Here is a 22,924-nt window from a genome sequence, read left to right as displayed (position 1 = left end):
AAAGCCGGTATTCAACATCGTGATCATTCCGGTGCGCGGCGCGCCAGCGCAGTGTGCCAGGAACGCGAACAATCAGCATATATGAGGATGTCTAATGAAAAACGTGATGAGCTCCCTGAAGAGTGGAGACTGGCGCGCGCTAGTGGCGTGTTTCCTCTATTTCGATACCGGCTTCACTGTGTGGGTGCTGTACGGACCGCTCGCACCGTTCATCAGCAAGAGCATCGCGATGACACCCGCGCAACAAGGTTTGCTGGTAGCCGTGCCGGTGCTGTCGGCAGCGATTCTGCGCGTGACGCTCGGCAACCTGTATCAATCGGCGCATGGCAGGCGTATTGCGCTGATGGGGGTATTGCTGTCGGCGGTGCCGACGATCGTGCTGCCGCTGTTGCCGTTCGTGCCGTCATACACGCTGCTGCTGGTGCTCGGCGTGTTCCTCGGCGTGGGGGGCGCGAGTTTCGCGGTGGCGCTGCCGATGGCCGGCAGCAACTATCCGCCGAAGGTGCAGGGCCTGGTGCTGGGCCTCGCCGCCGCCGGCAACATCGGCGCGGTCCTCGACGGCTTCCTGTTCCCGCAACTGGCGACGCACTATGGCTGGCAGATGGCGACCGCCGGGGTCTTGCCGTTGCTCGCCATTGCCGCTATCACGCTGTACTTCTGGGCCAACGATTCCGGCATCAAATCGGGCAGCGTACTGCGTGCGTTCGGCAGCTTTGCGGTGACTCTCGTTGGGTTGATCGTACTCGTGCTGCTGGTGGAAGCAGGCTTGTTCGGCACGGGCAAGACCGGTGTGCTTCTGCTGCCGGTGATCGGCGCGCTGCTAGCGATCGCGGTGCTGCCCAAGCGCTATCGCTCGGTACTCGCCGAGCGTGACACGTGGGTGATCATGCTGGTGTACAGCATCACGTTCGGTGGTTTTGTGGGCATGTCGTCGTATGTTTCACTGCTCCTGACCAACCTGTATCAGCTGTCCAAGATCGACGCGGGTCTGTTCATGGCGCTGCTTGCCGCAACCGGCGCGATGGTGCGGCCGCTCGGTGGGTTGATCGCCGACAAGGTGTCCGGGGTGCGCGCGCTGACGTTCCTGCTCGCGGTCATTTCGTTGTGCGATTTCGTGTTCGCCGCTGCGATGCCGTCGATGGCGGGCGGGATCGCGTTACTGCTGTGCCTGTACGTGGCCTTCGGTCTCGGCAATGGCGCGACCTTCCAGCTGGTGCCGCATCGCTGGGCCGGCCGTACGGGTCTGATGTCGGGTATCGTCGGCGCCGCGGGCGGCATCGGCGGCTTCTATCTGCCAGTGGTGATGGGCATTGCGAAGGAAAGCACGGGCAGTTATCAAATGGGTTTTGCGACCTTCGGCGCACTGGCAGCGTGTGCGTTCCTCGCGATCGTCGCGCTGCGCCGTCCGTGGATGGCGTGGTCGATGCAGACCAGCGTGATGCACGCGCACGCAACCGAGTAACGCAACTGGACATTCGCGCCGGCGCGGTCTGCCCATGGCGGTCGCGCGGCACGGACGCCGGCTCCCGCGATGGCGGCAATCGAATCACAAGCAAATGACATGAGCATCACGAAAGAGCGGGTTCAAGCATCGCTGGCCGAAGCGGACGTTTCCAGTGAGGTGTTGAGCTCGCTGATCAACATGGCAGGGCGCCAACGGATGCTGTCGCAACGCGCATCGTGTTGCAGGCGATGCTCACCCGGAGACCTCGGCGGCGTGAGGCGGCTGTAAGCGTTCGCCACTTACCGGAGTGTCGACGCGCTCCAACTGATTACTTCCCGCGCAATTTCTTATTTCATCCCGACGTTGCCCGCAGCGAAACGGCGGGCACCCGTTTTCCTTCGTTTTCTTCCCGCAGCGGCCATGCCGCTTCTCGTGTCCCCCATTTTTTTCAGCCTGGCAATTGTGCCTGATATCCTGTCTAATGCGCGCATGCGCAAGAAACGTGCGCCGCATTGCCGTACAATTTAAAACACGGGAAAGTGCAGGCCAGCGAGCGATATTCGTGTGACGGACGCAACGAGATCCACGCCACGCTTAAGGGTTGCGGGTCTAAAGGTTGCCCGCGCGGCGGCTGCATTTGCATCTCTGTTTTGCGCCTGCGTAGTTTGCGCATGGGGCGTCACGAGGTTGGCGTTGCATGACCGCCGCGTTGACCGGCACGCGCTGACCGATACGGACGCAGCCATTTATCTAAAGGCAACATGCCCACTCGTTCGATGAACCGGTCGAAGACCCGGCCTGAAGGTAAGTCGCGCCAGCAGCGCCACGCGGCGGCACCGGCGCGGGACGGCGCGCCGCCGCCCGTACTCGGCGAGAGCAGGGGCAAGCGTGCGCCGGACGCGTTGTTCTGCGCCGTGTATATCAGCCAGATGCGGCCGGGTTTGTTGCGGCGCGATATCGAGGCAATGGTGGCTGTCGCCGTCGAGCGCAATCGCATCGATGGGATCACCGGGTTTCTGGTGCAGGCGGGACCGAGTTTCATCCAATACCTCGAAGGCCCGCACGCCGTAGTTCGCGATTGCCTGCGCCGCATCGAACACGACCCACGCCACCGCGAAATGCGCATGCTTGCGGCGACGTTCATCGCCGCACGGCGTTTTACGCGCTGGGACATGGGCTATTTCGTCGGCGACGCACGCGGCACGGACCGCATCGAACCGGCGCTATCGAATTGGCCCGGCACCGACACCTCGCTCGTCGCCGAAGTCATCCGCATCACGCGCGAGGCCCGCTTGCTGGCCGATCCGGCAAACGCGTCGCTGCACATGGGGCCCTTTCCCGTCCTGATGCGGCGCGCCGGCTATCCCTGAACGCTTCCTGAGTCTGTAGAGAAAATACGCAGGCAAGGACTTGTTTGCGTTCAGTAAAAAGTCGAACGCCCTTAGCCTGGCGCCGCTGACAACGCGGCTCCCATACGTCAAAGCCCAAACGCTTAGAACTTGTGGCGCAGCGCGACGCGCACGGCGACCTGATTGCCGGTCGACGACGGCGCCTGCACACCCGGAATGAACGCGTTGTCGAGAATCGAGTGGGTCGAGTCGCCCGCGACCTTCTGGTATTCGCCCTGCACGTACACGTCCGTGCGTTTGGACAGGTTGTAGTCCGCCATCAAACCGACCGAGTGAATCTTCGGCTTCACGCTGCCCGTCGACGCGTCATAGTTCTCCATCGTGTACACATACTGCGCGCCGATAAAGAAGGCCGGCGTGAACTGATATTTGCCGTTCACTTCGAAGTTCTGGTACTTGAGCGTATTCAACCCGACGCCGGGCGCGGCCAGCGGGACGCCGATATAGCCGTTGACGGTCGGATCCTTATAGGTCGAATTGGTGTAAGCAAAACCCGCCGTCGCCGAGCCGAACGTGTAATTGATGCCGCCGCCGAACACCCGCATGCGCCCCGCGATGAAGCTCGCGTCGTTCGCAGTGATCGCGCCGGTGGAACCCGCGCCCGGATTGTTCGCCTGCAGGTACGCGGCCGCGATCAGGAGGCCGCCGTTCGCATACTGGCCGCCGAAACTATAGGCGCGGTTGTTCGCGAAGTTCGTGTCGTTGCTGAAGCTGTACACGCCGCCGAACTGGAAGCCGGCGATCTCCGGGCTTGCGTACTTCACGCTATTGCCGAGACGGAACGAGTTGTCCGTGTTGTCGTTGTCGTACGGGTGCGCAAACAGATAGCCCGCCCAGTTGCCGTTGGCGGTGGTCTGCGCGAGGTAATCGACCACCGAGTCGTACTGGCGCCCGAGCGTGACCGTGCCGAACCGGTCGTCGCTCAAGCCTACGTAGGCCTGGCGGCCGAACATGCGGCCGCCCTGGCCGAGCCGCCCCGAGCTCACGTCGAAGCCGTTTTCCAGCTGGAACACCGCCTTCATGCCGCCGCCCAGCGCTTCCGAACCCTTCATGCCCCAGCGGCTGCCTTGCGCATAGCCGCTCGCCATCTCCCAGACCGCGCCGCGCCCGGCGTTGTTGGTGTAGTCGATGCCTTCATCGAGCACACCGTACAGGGTCACGCTGCTTTGCGCGAAGGCGGATGGGGCCGCCAGCGCGGCGAGCGCGATGAAGGCTGCGGTGGCGATGACATTCTTTTTCATTGAAGACTCCAGACGTTGGTAGTGAGCGGCGCGAATCGTTCGAAACGGAGCTCGAACGGTTTCGAAGGCCGCCGCTTTTTGGCAAAGCCCGGATTCTGCTATTCGGGACGGGAATCGCGTATGAGGCACATCCCTGGATAAACGTGATTTTTTCGAATGTTTGTCCCGCAAATTATTCGCTTGTGGGCCGCGTTGCTGAAGAGAAAAATTCCGTTCATGCACCTTTGGCATGAAGGCGATAGCCGGAGGCCATGCGCCTTGTGCACCACGCTTTTCAGGAGACGACATGCGACTCGATCGTAATTTTGCTAACGGCCGGTTTATCGAACCAGCAAGCGACGAGCTCATCGCCGTCACCAACCCGGCTACCGAAGCCGTGATTGCCCACGTGACGGGCGCGACCCAAGCCGAGGCAATCGCCGCAGTCGACGCCGCCGCAGCCGCGCAAAAGAGCTGGCGCAAGCTGCCTTCGGCCGAGCGCGCGGTCTATCTGCACAAGCTTGCCGACGCGCTCACCGAATGCGCGCCCGCCATCGGCGCGGCGTTGGCGCTGGAGTCGGGCAAGAGCGTCGCCGACGCCACCAGCGAAGCCGTCTACGCCGGCCAGATCACCCGCTATCACGCCGAATGGGCGCGCCGCATCGAAGGCGAGGTGATTCCGAGCGACACACCCGACGAAAACCTCGTGCTGCATCGCGAGCCGATCGGCGTGGTCGCGTGCCTGATCCCGTTCAACTACCCGGTCTATACGTTCATGCGCAAGGTGGCGCCTGCCCTGATCGCCGGCAATACCGTGGTGGTGCGTCCGAGCAACAACACGCCGACTTCCGCGTTCGAGATTGCGAGGGCGGTTGAAAAGGCAGGGCTGCCGGCAGGCGTCGTGAACATTCTTGCCATGAATCATGCAACGGCCGAGGCACTCTGCACGCATCCGAAGATCGGCATGATCACGCTGACCGGCAGCGTCGGCGCGGGCCGCAAAGTGCTCGAATACTGCAAGGCGAACATCGCCAAACCGTCGCTCGAGCTGGGCGGCAAAACCCCCGCGATCATCGAGGCGGATGCCGATCTGGAGAAAGCCGCGCACGATCTGGTCGCCTCGAAGACCACGCACTGCGGCCAGCTGTGCACGGCGATCGAACGGGTCTACGTGCAGGAAAGCGTGCATGACCGTTTCGTCGCGCTGTTGAAGAAGCACATGAGCGCCGTGGAAATCGGCGATCGCAGCGGTCAGCCTTCGCTGATGGGCCCGCTGGTCAACGAAGCGTCGCGCCAGTCGATTCACGCCATGGTCGAACGCGCCGTTGCGGCGGGCGCCACCTTGGAAACCGGCGGCAAGCTGCCGCAAGGCGAGGGCTTCTTCTATCCGGCCACCCTGTTGTCGAATTGCCGCCAGGACATGGAAATCATCCAGGAAGAAACCTTCGGTCCGATCATGCCGGTCATCAAATACAGCACGCTCGACGAAGCCCTGGAAATGGCCAACGACCATCAGTTTGGTTTGTCGTCGGTGCTCTATACCGAGAACTACCGCAGCGCGATGAAGATCGCCAACGGCATTGAAGCAGGCGAGTTGTATGTGAACCGTACGCCGGCCGATCCTTATCAAGGTTTCCACGCCGGGTGGAAGCGTTCGGGCCTGGGCGGCGACGACGGCAAGCACGGCATGCTCGAATTCACGCAGACCCGTCTCGTGGTCATGAAGTACTGAAGCTGAACCGGCGCGTGCCGCACGATTCAGTCGACGGCACGCGCTACCTTTGAAACCCGCAAAAACGCAGCAAGCACGCTGCGAATCCATAACAAAACAGATTGGAGATCCGGCAGACCGGTGGACCGGCGCCATGTCTCCCAGGAGCGCTCACGTGTCATCTCAATCCGTTCGAACCACCCCTTCTCTCGCATCCAGCGACGAAGAAGCCGCGCTGCAAAACAGCAAGACCCAACGCTACATTCAGCTTATGTTGCTGGTGGTGGCCGCTGGCGCGATATATCCGATCCTGTATCTGCGGCAGGTTTATCAGCCGACGATGCTCGAAGTGTTTCACATCACCGATAGTCAACTCGGCTATCTGTATTCGTCGCTGGGCACGATTTTTCTGTTGAGTTATCTGCCAAGCGGCTGGCTCGCCGACCGGATCGCACCGCGTCTGTTGATCTGCTTTTCGCTGATCGCAACCGGTTTGCTTGGGCTGTGGTATTCGACCGCGCCTTCGTTCCAAGTGCTGATGCTGATCTTCGGCGGCTGGGGCTTGTCGACCGGATTGACGTTCTGGGCCGCCGTCATCAAGCGCGTGACGATGATTGCGGGCACGCATGAGCAGGGCCGCTTCTTCGGATTGCTCGACGGCGGGCGCGGGCTGATCGAAGCCATGCTAGCGACCATCGCGATCACGCTGTTCGCGTGGTTCACGCAGACCAGGGGTGAGCCGGTGGCGGCGGGTTTCAAGCTGGTCGTCTACCTGTACGCGTTTCTGTGCATCGCGCTCGGCGTGGTGCTCGCGCTGGTCAAAGACCCGCGAGGTGCTGAAGATGCCGCCGCCAATCGTGCCACCCGCAAACGCAGCAATGTGCTGGTCGATCTGAAAACGCTCGCGTCGATTCCCGAGTTGTGGCTGGTCGCGGCCATCGTGTTCTGCGGCTATCAGGTGTTCTGGGCGACGTACAGCTTCTCCGCGTATCTGCATGAAGGCGAGATCGGTTTGTCGGTGGTGATGGCCGGCACGATCACCACGCTCAAGCTGTGGATGCGGCCGATCGGCGGCATTGGCGGCGGCTTTCTCGGCGACCGGTATTCGAAGGTGTCGGTGCTGGTGATCGCGCTTTTTCTCGCTGCATTGTCCCTGCTGGGCCTGATGGCGGCGCCGCGTATTTCCAGCCATGTACTGCTGGTGTTCCTCGTGCTGTTCATCGGCATTCTGACTTACGCGATTCGCGGCCTGTACTGGTCGCTGCTGGATCGCTGCAACATTCCGGTGGAAACCATGGGTCTCGCCATCGGCCTGATCTCCGTGCTCGGCTATTCGCCGGACGTATTCCTGCCGCTGATCAACGGCTATCTGACGCAGAACTTCCCGGGCGTCTTCGGTTACCAGCTTTACTTCGGCTATGTGGCCGGAATGGCGGTGCTCGGCGGCTTTGCCGGCTTGGCGCTGAGAAACATGCTTAACAGGAAAGGGGTGGCGTAAATGAAAGTTGTCTCGCTCGAAACGCATATCGTCGCTGTGCCTCCGCCGCATGTGGGCGGTATGTATTGGATTTTCGTCAAGCTGAAGACCGATTGCGGTATTGAAGGCGTCGGCGAAATCTATTCGGCGACGTTCCATCCGAAGGCGATGACCCACATCATCGACGATGTATTCGGCCGCTACCTGCTCGATAAAGACCCGCACCATATCGAGCGGCTTTGGCGCGAAGCGTATTCGAGCGGCTTCACGCAACGCCCCGATCTGACGATGATGGGCGTGGTCAGCGGGCTGGAGATGGCGTGCTGGGACATCATCGGCAAAGCGGCGAACAAGCCGGTGTACGAGTTGCTCGGCGGCATGGTGAACCCGCGTCTGCGTTCGTACACCTACCTTTATCCGAAGAACAGCCGCGGCGAATACGACTACGACGACCCCGATCTCGCCGCCGAATGCGCCCTTGAAAACGTGAAGCGCGGCTTTACAGCGGTGAAGTTCGATCCGGCCGGGCCGTACACGGCTTACTCGGGTCATCAGCTGTCGATGGAAGTACTCGACCGTTGCGAGACTTTCTGCCGCCGCGTGCGCGAAGCGGTGGGCAGCAAGGCCGATCTGCTGTTCGGCACGCATGGACAGATGGTGCCCTCGTCGGCGATCCGGCTTGCCAAACGCCTTGAGAAATACGATCCGCTGTGGTTCGAAGAACCCGTGCCGCCGGGGCAGGAAGGCGCGATGGCGCAGGTCGCGCGACAGACCAGCATTCCGATCGCCGCGGGCGAGCGCCTGACCACCAAGTATGAATTTTTCAAGCTGCTGGAAGCGGGCGCGGCGTCGATCCTGCAACTGAACGTGGCGCGCGTGGGCGGTCTGCTCGAAGCGAAGAAAGTCGCTGCGATCGCCGAGGTGTACTACGCGCAGATCGCACCGCATCTGTACAACGGGCCGATCGGCGCGGCGGCCAGCATTCAGTTGGCAGCCTGCACGCCGAACTTCCTGATTCAGGAAAGCATCGGCACGTGGGACGGTTTTCATGCGGCGGTGTTGAAGAAGCCGATTCAATGGGAAGACGGCTACATCATTCCTTCGCAGGAGCCGGGCTTGGGCGTGGAGTTGAACATGGAGGTCGTCAGGCAGCACACGCCGTACACCGGCGAACGTCTGCATCTGCAAATGGCAGCGCTTCCCGCCGACGTGAAAGACCTCGCGCCGGCCAAGGGTTGAACCTGCGGGGTTCACCTGCCGGGTTCACCTGCATAAGCATTCAAATGGATTGGGCGCCGTCTGGCGACATAGAGCATGAACTACGATTACATCATCGTCGGCGCGGGTTCGGCGGGCTGCATTCTCGCCAATCGCCTCTCGGCGTCAGGCCAATATTCGGTATTGCTGCTCGAAGCGGGCGGCAAGGACAGTTCCTTCTGGTTCAAGATTCCGGTGGGTTTCACCAAGACGTATTACAACGAAACCTACAACTGGATGTACTACAGCGAGCCCGAAAAGGAACTCGACAACCGCCCGATCTATTGCCCGCGCGGCAAGGTGCAGGGGGGTTCCGGCTCGATCAACGCGATGATCTACGTGCGCGGGCAGCCGCACGATTTCGACGACTGGGCCGCGGCCGGCAACAAGGGCTGGGCGTTTCGCGACGTGCTGCCGTATTTCCGCAAGCTCGAATCGCATCCGCTCGGCCACACCGAATATCACGGCGCGGACGGCCCGATCCGTATTTCGCCGATGAAGGATGCAGTGCATCCGATCTGCCACGTGTTCCTGAAAGGCTGCGACCAGGCCGGCTACAAACGCAGCGATGACTTCAACGGCGCGCAATTCGAAGGCGCGGGCATCTACGATGTGAATACGCGCAACGGGCAGCGTTCGTCGAGCAGCTTCGAGTACCTGCATCCGGTGCTCACGCGCAGGAACCTGACCGTCGAGCGTGAAGTGCTGGCGAGCCGCGTGCTATTCGACGGCAACCAGCGCGCGATCGGTGTGAACGTCACGCAGAACGGCGCCACGCGGCAGTTCATGGCGAATCGCGAAGTGATCCTGTCGGCGGGCGCGGTCGATTCGCCCAAGCTGCTGCAGCTCTCAGGCGTGGGCGATAGTGCGTTGCTGGCAAAGCATCGCATCGCGATGGTCAAGGAACTGCCGGCCGTGGGCCAGAATCTGCAGGACCATCTGTGTGTGAGCTTCTACTACCGAGCGAACATCAAGACGCTGAACGACGAGATGCGTCCGTTGCTCGGCAAGCTCAAGCTCGGTTTGCAGTATCTGCTGACGCGCAAGGGGCCGCTCGCTATGAGCGTGAACCAGTCGGGCGGGTTCTTCAGGGGCAATGAGCAGGAAGCTCAGCCGAATCTGCAGTTGTACTTCAATCCGCTGTCGTACCGGATTCCGAAGAGCAACAAGGCGAATCTCGAACCCGAACCGTATTCGGGCTTCCTGCTGGCGTTCAACCCGTGCCGGCCGACCAGCCGTGGATCGATCGAGATCGCGTCGAACCGCGCGGAAGACGCGGCGAAGATCCGCATCAACGCGCTGACCACGAAGAAGGACATCGACGAAGCGATCCAGGGTTGCGAACTGGTGCGCAAGGTGATGGCATCGGCGGCGCTCAAGGACATCACGGTGGAAGAAATCTCGCCGGGGCCGCAAGTGAACACGCGCGAAGGTTTCCTGCAGTATTTCCGCGAGCAATCGGGCTCCATCTATCACCTGTGCGGCTCGTGCGCGATGGGCGACGACCCGCGTACCTCGGTGGTCGATGCGCGTTTGCGGGTGCACGGTATGGGCGGCTTGCGCGTAATCGATGCGTCGATCTTCCCGAACATCACGTCCGGCAATATCAATGCGCCGACGATGATGGTGGCGGAGAAGGGCGCCGAGATGATTCTCGAGGACGCGGCGACCGAAGCGGCATTCAAACCCACCGCCGCGGAACTGGCCGCCGCTGTTTGAGCGTTAGCGGTTCAACCCGCTTCGCCCAACTGCGTCGACGCCGACGAATCGAGCGCACGTTCGGTCAGCCAGATCTCCTGCTGCAGCCAGTCGCGGAACAGCGCCACATGCGGCAACTCGTCCTGTTCCGCGCGGGTGACGAACCAGTACGACTGGTGTCCGTCGATCTGCACGTTCAGCACCTGCACGAGTTGGCCTTCCGCCAGCTCGCGGCCGATCATGTGGCGATCGGCGATCGTCACGCCGAGCCCGTCGATAGCGGCGCGGATGGCATGATCGAGCAGATCGAATTCATAGCCGCCGCGCGTATCGACGTTTTCAATGCCCGCGGCCTTCAACCAATGCTGCCAGGTTAGATACCGCTGATCGGCGCTCGCGAGCACGTGCAGCAGCGTGAACTGATTCAGATCGATAGCCGCGCGGCCTGCCTGGCGTGCGAGCAACGCGGGCGCGCACACGGCGATATGCCGTTCGTTCATCAGCAGACGGTTGTCGAAGCCATCCCACTCGCCGTTGCCGAAACGAATGGCGCAGTCGAGCACGCCGGATTCGGCGAGGTTGTCGTCGACACGGGTCGACAGGCTCAGTTCGAGGTGCGGATGGGCGTCGCGCAGGCGGCCGAGACGCGGCATCAGCCAGCGGCTCGTGAAGGTGGGAGGCGCATTGATACGCAAGCGATTGCGGTGGGTTTTCTCTTGCAAGCCGCGGACGGTGAGTTCGATGCGGTCGAAGGATTGTTGCAGCGCTTGCAGGAGGATGCGGCCGGCGGCGGAGAGTTCCAGGTGATGGTGGTGACGCTGGAGCAACGTCTCGCCGAGTTGGGCTTCCAATTGCCGGACTTGCCGGCTTACCGCGCTTTGCGTCACGTTCAGCAATTCCGCGGCGCGGGTGAAGCTACCCGTGCGGCCAGCGACTTCGAAGGCTTTCAGCGCGTTCAGCGCGGGCATTTTGCGTTTCAAGATTTTCGACCGGGGAGGTGGGGCGCGGTAACGCGATTCCTCGGCATTTTACTTTTTTGCCCACGCGGTGCCCGGGTTGTTGTGCCGACGCCGCACGGCGAACCACCCAAAGCGCCGCGCAGGCGAAAAACCTAATCTGCGTTCCGCTTATCCGCCAACGCACTCTGGCAATCCGCGAAAACCTGCTTCACCAACCGCGCTTGTGGATCTAGCTCGTCCGTATCGAGAATCTCCTCGACCGCATCCCGCGCCCACTCGGCATCGACAAACCTCGCGTGCCGCCGCGCAATCTCCAGTGCGGTTGCCGACAATCTGGCGATACTCAACCAGTCAGCCTCCCGCGACCGGCGGTCGAGCCACTTATGCGCGGCCTGCACGTGAAACGCCGCGTCAGGCCACTCCTCGTTCAGGTAATAGGCGCCAAGGCTTCCGCATGTGAGCCAGCACAACAGCTCCAAACGGTCACGTGGACTCAGATGATGGCGTACATCACTCATGGCGACGCTCGCTGCTGTAATTTGCGTTCCGGTACGGACGGCAGGCTGTCCCCCGCTCTGTTACACAATATCACGCAGAATTCGCGAGCGGCAATGCCTGACACACCCTGGGCGCTCCGGCACTATAACCACCGCGCCGCCGCCGGCCGCGATCAGTGCGCGCTAGCGAGTGGCACCATGACTTGATGCGGGCGGAAGGCAAAACTCACAGTCTGAAACTCGCCTGAAACCCGACGTCCAGCCCCAGCCCTTACACACACTGCGCGCGCAAAGAGGTTGCCGCATGGCTCAGGTCGTGCTCGATCGCGCGTCGCACGCCTGCCGCATCGCGCGCTTTTGCGGCGTTCAGCAGCTCGTTGTGCGCGTCGTTGAGCGTGCCGGCAAACTGCGCGTCGCCGAACAGCAGATTCGAAATCGGCCCAACCTGCAACCACACGGTTTCGATCAGTTCCAGCAAAAGCGGCGAACCGGCCGCCCGGTAGAGAATCAGATGGAACGCCTCGTTGGCGTCGAGATAGCCCTTGGCGTCGGTCGTCCGCAACGCCTGCGCCATTTCCATATTCAGTTTTTCCAGCGTTTCCAGCTCGTGCGCGCCGAGGTGCGGCACGCCCAGTTCGGCGGCCTGGCCTTCGAGAATCAGGCGTACGCGCAACACATCGTCGAATTGTTCTTTCGACAGACGCGGCACCGCCACGCCGCAATTGGGCACATTCACCAGCGCCGATTCCGCCGCGAGGCGCTGCAAGGCAGAGCGCACGGGCATCTCGCCGACACCCAGTTCAGCAGCGACGTGACGGATCTTGATGCGCTCGCCCGGCACGAAGCGCCCGATCGTCAGCCACTGCCGCAGCGTGTCGTAGGTCTGGTCCTGCAGCGTGTGATGGCGCGAAGTTTTCATAAAGCTCGATGCAGGTCCCGCAAAAGGCCGACAGTTAGTGCCGCTCGGCGCATCCCGAATCCAATCTGATCAGAAACGCTCAGGTCAGTTCGGCAAGGCAGGCGTCGAACGCGGAAACCAGTTTGTCCACGTCGGCCGCCGACGTGTCGGGGCACACCAGGATCATGTTGTGAAACGGCGTGATCAGCACGCCGCGATTGAGCAGGTACAGGTGCAAGACATGTTCCAGTTCCGGGTCGAGTTGACCGCCGGCTTCCGTGCCGTTGCGCGGCGGTGTCGGCGTGAACTGGAATTCGGTGCGGGCGCCCACACGTGTCACGCACCATGCGAGGCCATGGCGCGCGATCGCGCTTGTCAGGCCGGCCTCGATACGCTCGGCGAGCGCGAACATGTGTTCGTAGGCGGAATCGGTCATCACCTCGGCGAGCGTCGCGCGAATCGCGCTCATCGCCAGCATGTTCGCCGTGAGAGTCGTGCCGATGCCGGAATGGCCCGGCGGCGCGCTGCGCTTTGCCTGTTGCGCGCGGGCCGCCAGCTCGGCGCTGAAACCGTACACCGCGCACGGAAAACCGCCGCCCACCGGTTTGCCGAGAATGAACAGGTCGGGCTCGAGGCCATATGCGGTCGAGTAGCCGCGCGGCCCGCAGCTAATGGTGTGGGTTTCGTCGATGGCGAGCAGCGTGCCGTAACGGCGCATGAGCGCTTGCGCGTGCCGCCAGTAATCCGGCTCGGGCAGCACCATGCCGATGTTGGTCATCGCGGGTTCGGCCAGCACACAGGCGACGTCGCCGTCTTTTAGCGCGTTTTCCAGCGCCGCCAGATCGTTGAATTCGATCACGCGCGTGGTGGCGAGCAGGTCGTGCACCTGGCCGATCAGGCTGTCGCGCTGTTGCGGCTTCCCGTCGACCAGATCGACGAACACATCGTCCACGGTGCCGTGATAGCAGCCGTTGAAGATCACGATCTGTTGACGGCCGGTCGCCGCGCGCGCCCAGCGCAACGCAAAGCGGTTCGCGTCGCTCGCGGTCATCGCGAACTGCCAGTACGGCAGCCCGAAACGGCGCGCGAGTTCTTCGCCGACCCACGCGGCATCCTCGCCCGGCAGCATGGTCGTCAAGCCGCGTTCAGCCTGGGTAGCAAGCGCGCGGGCAACCGGGGCCGGCGAATGGCCGAACATCGCGCCCGTGTCGCCGAGGCAGAAGTCGGCATAGCGATGACCGTCCACGTCGGTGAATGCGGCACCCCGCGCGTGATCGACGTAGAGCGAGAAGGGCGTCGACCAGTCGTTCATCCAGTGCAGCGGCACGCCGAACAGCAGGTGCTGTGCCGCTCGTTGGGACAGCGCGCGCGACTTCGGCATGGCCTCGGCAAACGCGCTGCGTTCGCGTTCGACGAGCGCCTGCGCGTGCGTCCAGTTGATGCCGTGACGGGTCGTCAATTCGAGCTTCTCCGAAGATGCTTCCATAAACCGCGCGCGCTCAGACGAGCAGTTGCAAATGCTCGCGTTCCCACGCGGTGATGCCTTGCGAGAAGGTTTCGAACTCCTTTTCCTTCACCGCGCAATACGCCTGCACGAAGTTATCGCCGAGCACGTCCGCGAGTTCGCGGCATCTGGAGAGCGCCTTGAGGGCATCTTCGAGACCGCGCGGCAACTCGTATTCGAGGTCGTAGGCGCTTTCGACCATCGGCGCCGACGCTTCCTGCTGTTCCACCATGCCGAGATAGCCGCAGGCGAGGGTGGCCGCCATCGCCAGATACGGGTTGACGTCGACGCCCGGCACGCGGTTTTCGAGCCGCCGGCCGTCCGGTTCGGAGTTCGGCACGCGGATGCCGCAGGTGCGGTTGTCGTAGCCCCAGCGCACGTTGATCGGCGCGGCGGTGAAACGCGACAGGCGCCGATAGGAGTTCACATAGGGAGCGAACATCGGCATCGCTTGCGGCATGTACTTCTGCAAGCCGCCGATGTAGTTGAAAAACAGCGGGCTCGCCGTGCCGTCCGGCAGCGAAAAAATGTTCTCGCCGGTTTGGCAATCGACAATGCTCTGATGAATATGCATCGCGCTGCCGGGCTCGTGTTCCATCGGCTTGGCCATGAAGGTCGCGAAAATGCCATGACGGAAGGCGGTTTCGCGCACCGCGCGTTTGAACAGGAACACACGGTCGGCGAGATCGAGCGCGTCGCCGTGAGAAAAGTTGATCTCCATCTGCCCCGCGCCGACTTCGTGCACGAGCGTTTCGACGCCGAGATGCGTGGTCTCGCAGAAGCGCGACAGGTCCTGGAAGAATGGATCGAATTCGTTGACGGCGTCGATCGAGAACGACTGGCGGCCCGCTTCGTGGCGCCCCGCGCGGCCGAGCGGCGGGCGCAACGGCTCATGCGGATTCTTGTTCTGTGCAATCAGATAAAACTCCATCTCCGGCGCGACCACGGGACGCCAGCCTTTTTCCTCATAGAGTTTCAGCACACGTCGCAACACCGCGCGCGGCGAAATGCCGATCGGCTTGCCGTCGAGTCCGACGCAATCGTGGATCACAACCGCGACCTGTTCGATGGCCCATGGTACGAGCCGCACCGTGTTCGGATCGGGGATGCAGACCATGTCGGGATCGCTCGGCCCGACAAAGCGCTCGAAATCCGCGAACTCGCCGTTGACGGTGATCATCAGCAGCGCATTCGACATGTGCATCTTGCCTTCCGAGAGAAACAGGTTCTTCGGCACGATCTTGCCGCGTGCGACACCCGTCATGTCCGGTATCACGCATTCCACTTCATGAATGCGGTGATGCTCCAGGAATTCGCGCAGGTCGGCGCGCAGGTCGCTTTGCACGGTTGACTCCAGTCGGTTGATAAGGACGGCGCGAAGCGCTGCGGCGAACCTTGCGCGACGCGCTGCCTGGTCGGGAAAGCTGGACGTTTTGCATGATGAGATTTGATCAAATCATCGCATGGAATTTTACTTTTGGGAAATGCGCTGCCGGTGGGCAGCGGCATCTGCCCAGCCTGACCCGGCTCACCTACAATGGCCGCTTTTGCGACACGGATTGAAGGTTCAAAAATGCGGGTATCGAAATTTGCACTGGCTTTGCTTGCGGCTTGCTTTACTTTGAATGCAAGCGCCGAGATGACGGCTTCGCAATACAAGCAATGGGCCCATACCGACAACAACTCGGTCTACGCCGCTTACATCACCGGCACGATCAACGCGTTGGGATGGGCGAATGGGGATCTGGTGTCGAAGAAGCGTCCGCCGCTGTTTTGCCCGCCGCAAAAGCTGGCTATCGGCAATCAGAATGTCTATCCGTTGCTCGACCAGTTTTTCGCCAACCACCCGGGCCTTTCAGACGACTTTCCCATTGGCCTCGCCATTCTCCGCTCGCTTCAGGCAGCGTTTCCCTGCTGAACCAGGCGGGGCCGCAAAGGCCCCGCAAGCAACCATCAAAGCTGAACGAGCCTGGGAATCTGCACGTCCGGATTGACGTCGGCTTCGTAGTCCACGCCTGCGATCTCGAATCCGAACAGGCGCAGAAAATCGGTCTTGTAGCCGCTGAAATCGGTGAGTTCGTAGATATTGTCGTTGGTCACCTGAGTCCAGAGCGCCTGAACGCGAGCTTGCACGTCGGGATCGAGCTCCTTGTAGTCCGCGCGCAGGCGGCCTTCTTCGTCGATGTGCGGCGTCGCGCCGTACATGCTGTCTTTATAGAGCCCGTAGACCTGCTCGATACAGCCTTCGTGCGTGCCTTTCTCTTTCATGACCTTGAAGAGCAGCGACAGGTACAGCGGCATCATCGGGATCGCGGAACTAGCTTGCGTCACCACCGCCTTGAGCACCGAGACGCGCGCATCGCCGCCCTTGGCCGCGAGTTTTGCGCGGATACCGAGCACTTTCTGGTCGAGATCTTTCTTGGCCGCGCCGATCGAGCCGTTCCAGTAGATGTCGTGGGTGATCTTTTCGCCGAGATAGGTGAAGGCGGTCGTCTTCGCGCCATCGGCGAGCACGCCGGCGTCGAGGAGGGCGTCGATCCACATCTGCCAGTCTTCGCCGCCCATCACCGCGACGGTGTTGTCGATTTCGGCTTGCGTGGCGGGCTCGAGCACGGTTTCCTTGACGACTTCCTTGTCGGTGTCGATGCCGCGCAGGTTGACGGCCTTGCCGACCGGCTTCAGGGTCGAACTGAACACCTCGCCGGTTTTCGGATGCGTGCGCTTGGGCGCGGCGAGGCTGTAGACGACCAGATCGACCTGACCGAGATCGCGCTTGATGACCTCGATGGTGCGTTGCTTGACTTCATCGGAGAAGGCGTCGCCGTTGATGCTGGTCGCGTACAGGCCTTTTTCCGTGGCGAATTTCTCGAAGGCGGCGGTGTTGTACCAGCCTGCGGTGCCGGGTTTGGTTTCGCTGCCGGCTCGCTCGAAGAACACGCCGAGCGTGGCGGCGTCGGCGCCGAATGCGGCGCTGATGCGCGCGGCGAGGCCGTAGCCCGTGGATGCGCCGATCACGAGCACCTTCTTCGGGCCGTTGGCGATGGGTCCGCGTGCCTTGACGTAATCGATCTGCTCCTTGACGTTGGCTTCGCAGCCGGCCGGATGAGTCGTTACGCAGATGAAGCCACGCACGCGCGGTTTGATGATCATGAAGCACCTCTTGTCGGAATTGCCGACATTATAGTGGGCTTGGATTTTTGTCTGTGCAGCGGTTTGGGTTGTCTGCCCGCGACGTAAAAATCGGCCGCCGCTCAGCATCTTGGTAGGATTCAGCCTTTCCAAGCAGACGGTATGAAAGTGTGAAGCTGACTCCCCTATTCCTGGAGACCCTTGAGAAAGGGCTAACTCTGGCGAACCCGCTCGTCACCCAGGCACTGTGGCATCTTCGCCACCCCACACGCCGCGGCGTGGCATGGACCTGCGCCGCGGTTCCCGCGCTGTTCGTCCTGTATGTGCTGATCCTGATCCCGTTCACGCCCAGCATCGGCGACATCCGCAAGGCGAAAATCGAGCAGCCCGCGCAGATTCTCTCGGCAGACGGCAAGCTGCTGGCCGAGTTCAAGCCCTCGAACCGCGAGTGGGTCAAACTCAAGAACATCTCGCCGAACGTGGTGAACGCGCTGATCGCCACGGAAGACCACCGCTTCTACCAGCATTTCGGGCTCGACTGGCGCCGCACGGCATCGGCCGCGTTGCACACGTTTTCCGGCGACCGGCAGGGTGGTTCGACCCTCACCCAGCAACTCGCCCGCAACCTTTATCCTGACGAAATCGGCCGCGCGCCCACGCTGACGCGCAAGCTCAAGGAAGCCATCACGGCCTTCAAGATCGAGGCGCTCTACACCAAGGACGAGATCCTCGAAACCTACCTCAACACGGTGCCGTTTCTTTACAACGCCTATGGCATCGAAATGGCGGCGCGAACCTATTTCGACAAATCGGCCGGCGACCTGAACGTGCTGGAGAGCGCGACGCTCATCGGGATGCTCAAAGGCAATAGCTACTACAACCCGGTGCTCAACCCGGAACGTGCCCTGCAGCGGCGCAACACGGTGCTGGCGCAAATGGTCAAGTACGGCAAGCTCACGCCCGCGGCCTACGCAACGTTCGAGCGCCGTCCCTTGCGCATCGATTTCGAGCGGCAGACCGAACCGCCCGGACCCGCGCCGCACTTCGCGCAGCAACTGCGCAAGTGGCTCGCGGCATGGGCCGATCGCAACGACTACAACATCTATTCCGACGGACTGGTGGTGCGCACTACCATCGATTCACGTTTGCAGACCATGGCCACCCAGGCCGTGACCTTGCAGGGCAACCAGTTGCAGGCCATTGCGAACTCGGCGTGGGGCACGCGCGCCGGTTGTGCGAGCGGCAAGGATTTGCTGCAGACATTCCTGCGCGAGACGCCTGACTATCGCGCCGCGAAAGACTCCGGACTGACGGATGAAGAAGCGTTGAAGCGCGTCTCCGCCAACCGCGACCTGGTGAAGACGGTGTGCGATTCCAAGACCCGGGTGCAGGCGGACTTCCTCGCGATGGATCCGCGCAACGGCCAGATCAAGGCATGGGTCGGCAGCCGCGACTTCAGCCAGGATCCGTTCGACCACGTCCAGCAGGCGCGGCGCCAGCCGGGGTCGACCTTCAAGCCGTTCGTCTACGCCGCGGCCTTTGAGGACGGCGCCAAACCCGGCGATACGTTGATCGACAAGCCCGTCGAGATCCCGCTGGCGGGCGGCGAAATCTGGCGTCCGAGCGACGAGGATGATCCGAGCGGGCGCCCCATCAGCCTGCGCGACGGCCTCGCTTACTCGCGCAACCGGATCACCGCGCAATTGATGGAAACGGTCGGGCCGAACAAGGTCGCGAGACTTGCACGCGCCATGGGCGTGCGCGACAGCGAGCTGGATCCGGTGCCGTCGCTCGCGCTCGGCACGAGCCCCGTGACGCTCAAGGAAATGGTCTCGGCCTACGGCACGATCGCCAACCTCGGCGGCTATGTGGAGCCCGTCATGGTCACGCGTATCGAGGATCGTAACGGCGAGGTGCTGGCCGAGTTCGCGCCGGTGGCGCCGAAACAGGAACTGCCGCCCGACACTGCCCGCACGCTCGTCGACGTGATGCGCGACGTGGTGAGCCGGGGCACGGGTTCGAGTATTCGCAGCCGCTTCGGCGTACGCGGCGATGTCGCGGGAAAGACGGGCACGACGCAGGGTAACGCCGACGGCTGGTTCATCCTGATTCAGCCGCAGCTTGTGGCAGGGGCGTGGGTGGGTTTCAACGACAGCCGGGTGACCTTGCGCAGCGACTATTGGGGCCAGGGGGCGCACAGCGCGTTGCCGATCGTCGGCGACTTTTTTCAGCGCGCGCAAAGGTCGAAGCTGATTGACAGTCGCGTCAGGTTCGCAACGGAGCAGGAGCCGGGCTGGTTTGCCGAGCGGTCGGGCAGGCTGCGCGAGTGGTTCCAGCATCTGTTTGCAGCCTCACCAGCGAAGACCGAGGCGCCGGTTGTCACGCGCAATACGACGCGCCGTGCGCCTGTTGCGTCAGTTGCATCCGCTTCGTCTGTCGAGCCGCGGCCGCTGTCGCAGCCACCGCTCCTTCAGGCGCCGGCGTCAGCGCCTGGGCCTGCGAGCGGAACGGTCGACGGTGAGGCGCATGGCAGTGGCGAGCCGGCCTTGGCCCCGACGCCCACGCCGGACGACGTAGTGCCCCCGGACGCAGGCGGCGGCACGGCAAACCCGCTTCCGGGCACGCCGGCCAGCGCCGGCGCATCGCCCTGAAGTTTCGGTAAGTCACGCCGCATGGCTAAGCCCGCGCGACCTCTGGGGAACGCCTGCCGCCGCCCGAACTTCCCGCGCCATGCCGCTGCAGCGATGCTCCTTAAAACCGATGCGTCATACCCACCGTTGCAAGAATCTGCTTGGTTCCGGGTGCGGTCACCGTCACGCCTGGCCAGCTCACCGTAGCGGTGCCGTTGTTCTTCATATAGCCCGCCCGCATGTAAAGACTCGTGCGTTTGGATAACGAATGATCGACGCCCAGCTCGATGCCCGGCGTGTTGTCATGCGCGCCGCGCACGTTGCGCTGAACGCCCGCAATTGCGATCACGTCCGCCGGGGTTGCCTGAATCGTCGCACCCAACTCCGCAATGCTGAGCGAATGCCCGGTGCCGAGGTGCGCGGCAAGCGATCCCGCCGCCGGGTCCTTCGCGCGGTTGTATGAATAGTTGAACTGGAAGTTCACGATACCGATCCGATAGGCGAGCGCACCGATAAAGTGCTCCGTGCCCAGCAGGCTAAGCGAAGTAGGCAGGCCGGCGATGGTTACCTGCCCCGAATGCTGGTTCACATACGCGAGGCCCGCATAGAAGCCGTAGCCCGAGTAAGTGGCCGCTACGTTCAGCATATTGCCGGTAGTCGCCGGCACCGGCTGGCTCACCGTCGCCGCAAACGCATACATGCCGTAAAACTGCAGGCCTTTCAGATTCGGCGATTGATACATGATCGAATTGCTGGCGCGGCCGGAGTCGTACTGCGTCGACAGCGTGTTTCGGTCGACGGCGAGAACGTTGGCCGAAAACGGCGACAACACCTCGTTCGCGCGAAACGGATCGGACGGATAGATGACCCGGAAGCTCGGCTCGTACTGACGGCCCATGGTCACCGAACCGTATTTGGCGTCGCTCAGGCCGACCCATGCCTGACGATAGAAAAGCGCCGAGGTATCGGCGAACAATCCGCCATTGTTCACGTTAAAGCCGGTCTCGACGTTGAACTGCGCTTTCAGTCCGCCACCCAGGTCTTCGCTGCCCTTCAGGCCGAACAGCGAGCCGGTCGAGCCGCCGCTCCTTTCGGCAAACGAATGGACGCCACCATTGTCCAGATACTGGATGTTCGCATCGACGACGCCGTACAAGGTCACGCTCGACTCGGCGGCCGCGGCGCCACTGGCGGCAAGAATCAGCGTGGCTCCGCAAACGCCATGATTGATAAAACGCATGCATGTCTCCTCTTTTTATATCCGCCTCTAGCGGACCTGATTGCACAGCCGTGCTGCGCGGCGAGTTCGATCAGCGTTCATTGACTCCAACCGGTCGCCACGGAAATGAATGGCCGTGCTAATTTCAAGTCAACTGGCGGGATAAAGCCAGTGCATTGTTTTTATGAAGAGAGTGCAGGAAGTGCATGGCAGACAAAAACCATGGAAGCGGGGTTGTGGGCCAACGAGGGCGCTATGTTCGGCGGTGACGCCGGGGACTTTCGAAGTGCCGTCCCGGCAAGGACCGCCGCCGATTGTTCAGACGGCTGCAACAGTGTTTTCAGATGACGAGGCTGATCTCGCGCACCAGATTGCGCATAATTTTGAGATTGATGAAACGATGAAAAAATGCAGGTGAATCATGTTCAACGACGCCCCGAACCCCATGCTTGATCAGGAAGGTGCTTCCGTAGCGCTGCAGCGTCGAAGCCCGCTGTTCAACCGGGCGCGCGTGTTCATTACGGCCGTGGCTGCGTGCGCCAGCCTGGTGGGATGCGCATCGGCGACCGGCGTTGTCGCCACCGACAAACCCGGCGTCTACACGGTAGCGGCAAGTGCGACAGGCGGCCGGATGGCATGGGCCCGCGCGCACGACCAGGCAGTCAGCCAGGCGCGCGACTACTGCGAGCGTCTCGGCATGCAGAGCAGTGTCACGGCTGAAACGGTCAGCGGCGTGCAGATGCTGACCGAACATGCATCGTCGGTGAATTTCGAATGTCATCCGAAATTCTAGCGGGGACGTGAGGGCCGGCCGCTATTCTCCGGGCCACCTCATCGGGACTGGCAGGCTGGGAACAGCGGTTCGACACGGGACATCTAAGTGAATGACAGCGGTCGATGCAGACCGGACTGGAACACTTTGCCCCCACCCGCCAACGTCTTCGGGGAATGACATCATGAAAACCGCTCGCGTACTTGTTTTCACCGCACTGGCAATGGCCAGTGCTTCCGTCTGGGCCCAAAACGCCGGCGTGACCGACCCGCAAATCGCAGCGATCGTCGTAACCGCGAATCAGGTTGACATCGACGCGGGAAAACTCGCGGAATCGAAGACGAAGTCAACCCCGGTCAAGCAGTTTGCCGAGCGGATGGTAGCCGACCATAGCGGCGTCAATCAGGCTGCCACGGATCTTGTACACAAGCTGGGCGTGACCCCGGAGGACAACGCGACCAGCCAGAGCCTCAAGCAGGGCGGCGATGCGAATCTTGCCAAACTCAGGACGCTCAGCGGAGCAAAGTTCGATCGGGCGTACATCGATCATGAGGTGGCCTATCATGAGGCGGTTCTGGATGCGCTGGACAAAACCCTGATTCCAGATGCCCACAATGACGAGCTGAAGGCGCTTCTCGTCAAAGTGCGACCGGCATTTGAAGCGCACCTCGAGCATGCGAAGCACCTGCAGGCTACCTTGGGGAAGGGCGGTGGCTGACCGGCTGCTTTGCGCTTGCCGGTTGCAGCATGAGCGGATTCGAACGGGCGCGGTGAGGCTGGGCTGCGGCATGATCGCGGCAGTGGCGATGACGGCCGCCTTCGCGGTCGATCCCGCGCCTGCCAACCATGTGATCGTGATCGAGCAGATGCGCTTCAATCCGCCTACGCTGACGATTAGACGGGGCGATCGCGTCACATGGGTCAACAGGGATCTGTTTCCCCACACGGCAAGCGCAACCTCGAAAGCGTTCGATTCGCGCAGCATCGCGCCGAACGGTTCGTGGACCTATGTCGCCGGCCGGCCGGGCAGTTATCCGTACACGTGCAGTTTTCACGCGACCATGACGGGCGCGCTGACCGTCCGTTAAGTGAAGGCAAGC

Annotated in this window: 19 protein-coding genes; 11 read left to right on the top strand and 8 right to left on the bottom strand. The window is 62.2% G+C overall.

What is annotated here, in order from left to right; genetic code table 11:
- The first annotated feature begins 94 nt into the window (after positions 1-94).
- A complete protein-coding gene (locus ACAX43_RS19670) occupies positions 95-1,462 on the top strand; it encodes an MFS transporter (RefSeq protein WP_370710094.1) in 1,368 nt (455 codons plus the stop codon).
- A gap of 743 nt (positions 1,463-2,205) precedes the next feature.
- On the top strand, positions 2,206-2,814 hold the full coding sequence (locus ACAX43_RS19665; protein ID WP_370710093.1) for a BLUF domain-containing protein: 609 nt from the start codon (positions 2,206-2,208) through the stop codon (positions 2,812-2,814).
- A gap of 122 nt (positions 2,815-2,936) precedes the next feature.
- On the opposite strand, the gene ACAX43_RS19660 is transcribed toward ACAX43_RS19665, so the two are convergent.
- Complete coding sequence (locus tag ACAX43_RS19660) at positions 2,937-4,094, bottom strand: porin (RefSeq protein WP_370710092.1); 1,158 nt, start codon at positions 4,092-4,094, stop codon at positions 2,937-2,939.
- A 286-nt stretch (positions 4,095-4,380) separates the two neighbouring features.
- Between ACAX43_RS19660 and aldA the strand changes: the two genes are divergently transcribed.
- From aldA to ACAX43_RS19640, 4 genes are all read left to right on the top strand, one after another.
- Positions 4,381-5,805, top strand: coding sequence for an aldehyde dehydrogenase (aldA, locus tag ACAX43_RS19655; protein WP_370710091.1), 1,425 nt, complete (start codon positions 4,381-4,383; stop codon positions 5,803-5,805).
- 154 nt (positions 5,806-5,959) lie between these two features.
- Complete coding sequence (locus tag ACAX43_RS19650; RefSeq protein ID WP_370710090.1) at positions 5,960-7,282, top strand: nitrate/nitrite transporter; 1,323 nt, start codon at positions 5,960-5,962, stop codon at positions 7,280-7,282.
- Entirely contained in the window at positions 7,283-8,500 is a 1,218-nt protein-coding gene (locus ACAX43_RS19645; RefSeq protein WP_370710089.1) for a mandelate racemase/muconate lactonizing enzyme family protein, read from the top strand.
- A 75-nt stretch (positions 8,501-8,575) separates the two neighbouring features.
- Positions 8,576-10,237 (top strand): GMC family oxidoreductase, encoded by a 1,662-nt coding sequence (locus ACAX43_RS19640; protein ID WP_370710088.1) that lies wholly within the window; start codon positions 8,576-8,578, stop codon positions 10,235-10,237.
- 11 nt (positions 10,238-10,248) lie between these two features.
- On the opposite strand, the gene ACAX43_RS19635 is transcribed toward ACAX43_RS19640, so the two are convergent.
- The 5 genes from ACAX43_RS19635 to ACAX43_RS19615 all read right to left on the bottom strand — a co-directional run bounded on the left by ACAX43_RS19635 (position 10,249) and on the right by ACAX43_RS19615 (position 15,407).
- The gene (locus ACAX43_RS19635; RefSeq protein WP_370710087.1) at positions 10,249-11,184 is read right to left on the bottom strand and encodes a LysR substrate-binding domain-containing protein; all 936 of its coding nucleotides are present in this window, start codon (positions 11,182-11,184) and stop codon (positions 10,249-10,251) included.
- Positions 11,185-11,327: 143 nt separating this feature from the next.
- Positions 11,328-11,693 carry a hypothetical protein gene (locus tag ACAX43_RS19630; RefSeq protein WP_370710086.1) on the bottom strand — a complete coding sequence of 122 codons (366 nt, stop codon included), beginning with the start codon at positions 11,691-11,693 and terminating at the stop codon, positions 11,328-11,330.
- Between the two features lie 250 nt (positions 11,694-11,943).
- A complete protein-coding gene (locus tag ACAX43_RS19625) occupies positions 11,944-12,591 on the bottom strand; it encodes a GntR family transcriptional regulator (protein WP_370710085.1) in 648 nt (215 codons plus the stop codon).
- Between the two features lie 79 nt (positions 12,592-12,670).
- The gene (locus ACAX43_RS19620) at positions 12,671-14,029 is read right to left on the bottom strand and encodes an aspartate aminotransferase family protein (protein ID WP_370710334.1); all 1,359 of its coding nucleotides are present in this window, start codon (positions 14,027-14,029) and stop codon (positions 12,671-12,673) included.
- A 40-nt stretch (positions 14,030-14,069) separates the two neighbouring features.
- Positions 14,070-15,407, bottom strand: a complete 1,338-nt coding sequence (locus ACAX43_RS19615) for a glutamine synthetase family protein (protein ID WP_370710333.1) — start codon at positions 15,405-15,407, stop codon at positions 14,070-14,072.
- 204 nt (positions 15,408-15,611) lie between these two features.
- Here ACAX43_RS19615 and ACAX43_RS19610 point away from each other — a divergent pair, with 204 nt between their 5' ends.
- The gene (locus ACAX43_RS19610) at positions 15,612-15,992 is read left to right on the top strand and encodes a hypothetical protein (protein WP_370710084.1); all 381 of its coding nucleotides are present in this window, start codon (positions 15,612-15,614) and stop codon (positions 15,990-15,992) included.
- A 35-nt stretch (positions 15,993-16,027) separates the two neighbouring features.
- Here the strand turns inward: ACAX43_RS19610 and fabV are convergent, their stop codons facing one another.
- On the bottom strand, positions 16,028-17,224 hold the full coding sequence (gene fabV, locus ACAX43_RS19605; protein ID WP_370710083.1) for an enoyl-ACP reductase FabV: 1,197 nt from the start codon (positions 17,222-17,224) through the stop codon (positions 16,028-16,030).
- Between the two features lie 149 nt (positions 17,225-17,373).
- On the opposite strand from fabV, the gene ACAX43_RS19600 reads away from it, so the two are divergent.
- Positions 17,374-19,854: a transglycosylase domain-containing protein gene (locus ACAX43_RS19600; RefSeq protein WP_370710082.1), complete on the top strand. Its 2,481-nt coding sequence runs from the start codon at positions 17,374-17,376 to the stop codon at positions 19,852-19,854.
- A gap of 100 nt (positions 19,855-19,954) precedes the next feature.
- Here ACAX43_RS19600 and ACAX43_RS19595 read toward each other — a convergent pair whose 3' ends face one another.
- Positions 19,955-21,073 carry a porin gene (locus ACAX43_RS19595; RefSeq protein ID WP_370710081.1) on the bottom strand — a complete coding sequence of 373 codons (1,119 nt, stop codon included), beginning with the start codon at positions 21,071-21,073 and terminating at the stop codon, positions 19,955-19,957.
- A 400-nt stretch (positions 21,074-21,473) separates the two neighbouring features.
- On the opposite strand from ACAX43_RS19595, the gene ACAX43_RS19590 reads away from it, so the two are divergent.
- From ACAX43_RS19590 to ACAX43_RS19580, 3 genes are all read left to right on the top strand, one after another.
- A complete protein-coding gene (locus tag ACAX43_RS19590; RefSeq protein WP_370710080.1) occupies positions 21,474-21,845 on the top strand; it encodes a hypothetical protein in 372 nt (123 codons plus the stop codon).
- Between the two features lie 163 nt (positions 21,846-22,008).
- Positions 22,009-22,542 carry a DUF4142 domain-containing protein gene (locus ACAX43_RS19585; protein ID WP_370710079.1) on the top strand — a complete coding sequence of 178 codons (534 nt, stop codon included), beginning with the start codon at positions 22,009-22,011 and terminating at the stop codon, positions 22,540-22,542.
- 70 nt (positions 22,543-22,612) lie between these two features.
- On the top strand, positions 22,613-22,912 hold the full coding sequence (locus ACAX43_RS19580; protein WP_370710078.1) for a cupredoxin family copper-binding protein: 300 nt from the start codon (positions 22,613-22,615) through the stop codon (positions 22,910-22,912).
- Positions 22,913-22,924 lie beyond the last annotated feature (12 nt).

It is taken from the genome of Paraburkholderia sp. IW21, assembly GCF_041321145.1.
Classification (GTDB): Bacteria; Pseudomonadota; Gammaproteobacteria; order Burkholderiales; family Burkholderiaceae; genus Paraburkholderia.
This window is presented reverse-complemented; position numbering and strand designations above follow the sequence as displayed.

Bases quoted from the DNA above. Each gene is read 5' to 3' on its own strand.
- ACAX43_RS19670 (WP_370710094.1), top strand. From the start codon at position 95: ATGAAAAACGTGATGAGCTCCCTGAAGAGTGGAGACTGGCGCGCGCTA.
- ACAX43_RS19665 (WP_370710093.1), top strand. From the start codon at position 2,206: ATGCCCACTCGTTCGATGAACCGGTCGAAGACCCGGCCTGAAGGTAAG.
- ACAX43_RS19660 (WP_370710092.1), bottom strand. From the start codon at position 4,094: ATGAAAAAGAATGTCATCGCCACCGCAGCCTTCATCGCGCTCGCCGCG.
- aldA (WP_370710091.1), top strand. From the start codon at position 4,381: ATGCGACTCGATCGTAATTTTGCTAACGGCCGGTTTATCGAACCAGCA.
- ACAX43_RS19645 (WP_370710089.1), top strand. From the start codon at position 7,283: ATGAAAGTTGTCTCGCTCGAAACGCATATCGTCGCTGTGCCTCCGCCG.
- ACAX43_RS19640 (WP_370710088.1), top strand. From the start codon at position 8,576: ATGAACTACGATTACATCATCGTCGGCGCGGGTTCGGCGGGCTGCATT.
- ACAX43_RS19635 (WP_370710087.1), bottom strand. From the start codon at position 11,184: ATGCCCGCGCTGAACGCGCTGAAAGCCTTCGAAGTCGCTGGCCGCACG.
- ACAX43_RS19630 (WP_370710086.1), bottom strand. From the start codon at position 11,693: ATGAGTGATGTACGCCATCATCTGAGTCCACGTGACCGTTTGGAGCTG.
- ACAX43_RS19625 (WP_370710085.1), bottom strand. From the start codon at position 12,591: ATGAAAACTTCGCGCCATCACACGCTGCAGGACCAGACCTACGACACG.
- ACAX43_RS19610 (WP_370710084.1), top strand. From the start codon at position 15,612: ATGGCCGCTTTTGCGACACGGATTGAAGGTTCAAAAATGCGGGTATCG.
- fabV (WP_370710083.1), bottom strand. From the start codon at position 17,224: ATGATCATCAAACCGCGCGTGCGTGGCTTCATCTGCGTAACGACTCAT.
- ACAX43_RS19595 (WP_370710081.1), bottom strand. From the start codon at position 21,073: ATGCGTTTTATCAATCATGGCGTTTGCGGAGCCACGCTGATTCTTGCC.
- ACAX43_RS19590 (WP_370710080.1), top strand. From the start codon at position 21,474: ATGTTCAACGACGCCCCGAACCCCATGCTTGATCAGGAAGGTGCTTCC.
- ACAX43_RS19585 (WP_370710079.1), top strand. From the start codon at position 22,009: ATGAAAACCGCTCGCGTACTTGTTTTCACCGCACTGGCAATGGCCAGT.
- ACAX43_RS19580 (WP_370710078.1), top strand. From the start codon at position 22,613: ATGATCGCGGCAGTGGCGATGACGGCCGCCTTCGCGGTCGATCCCGCG.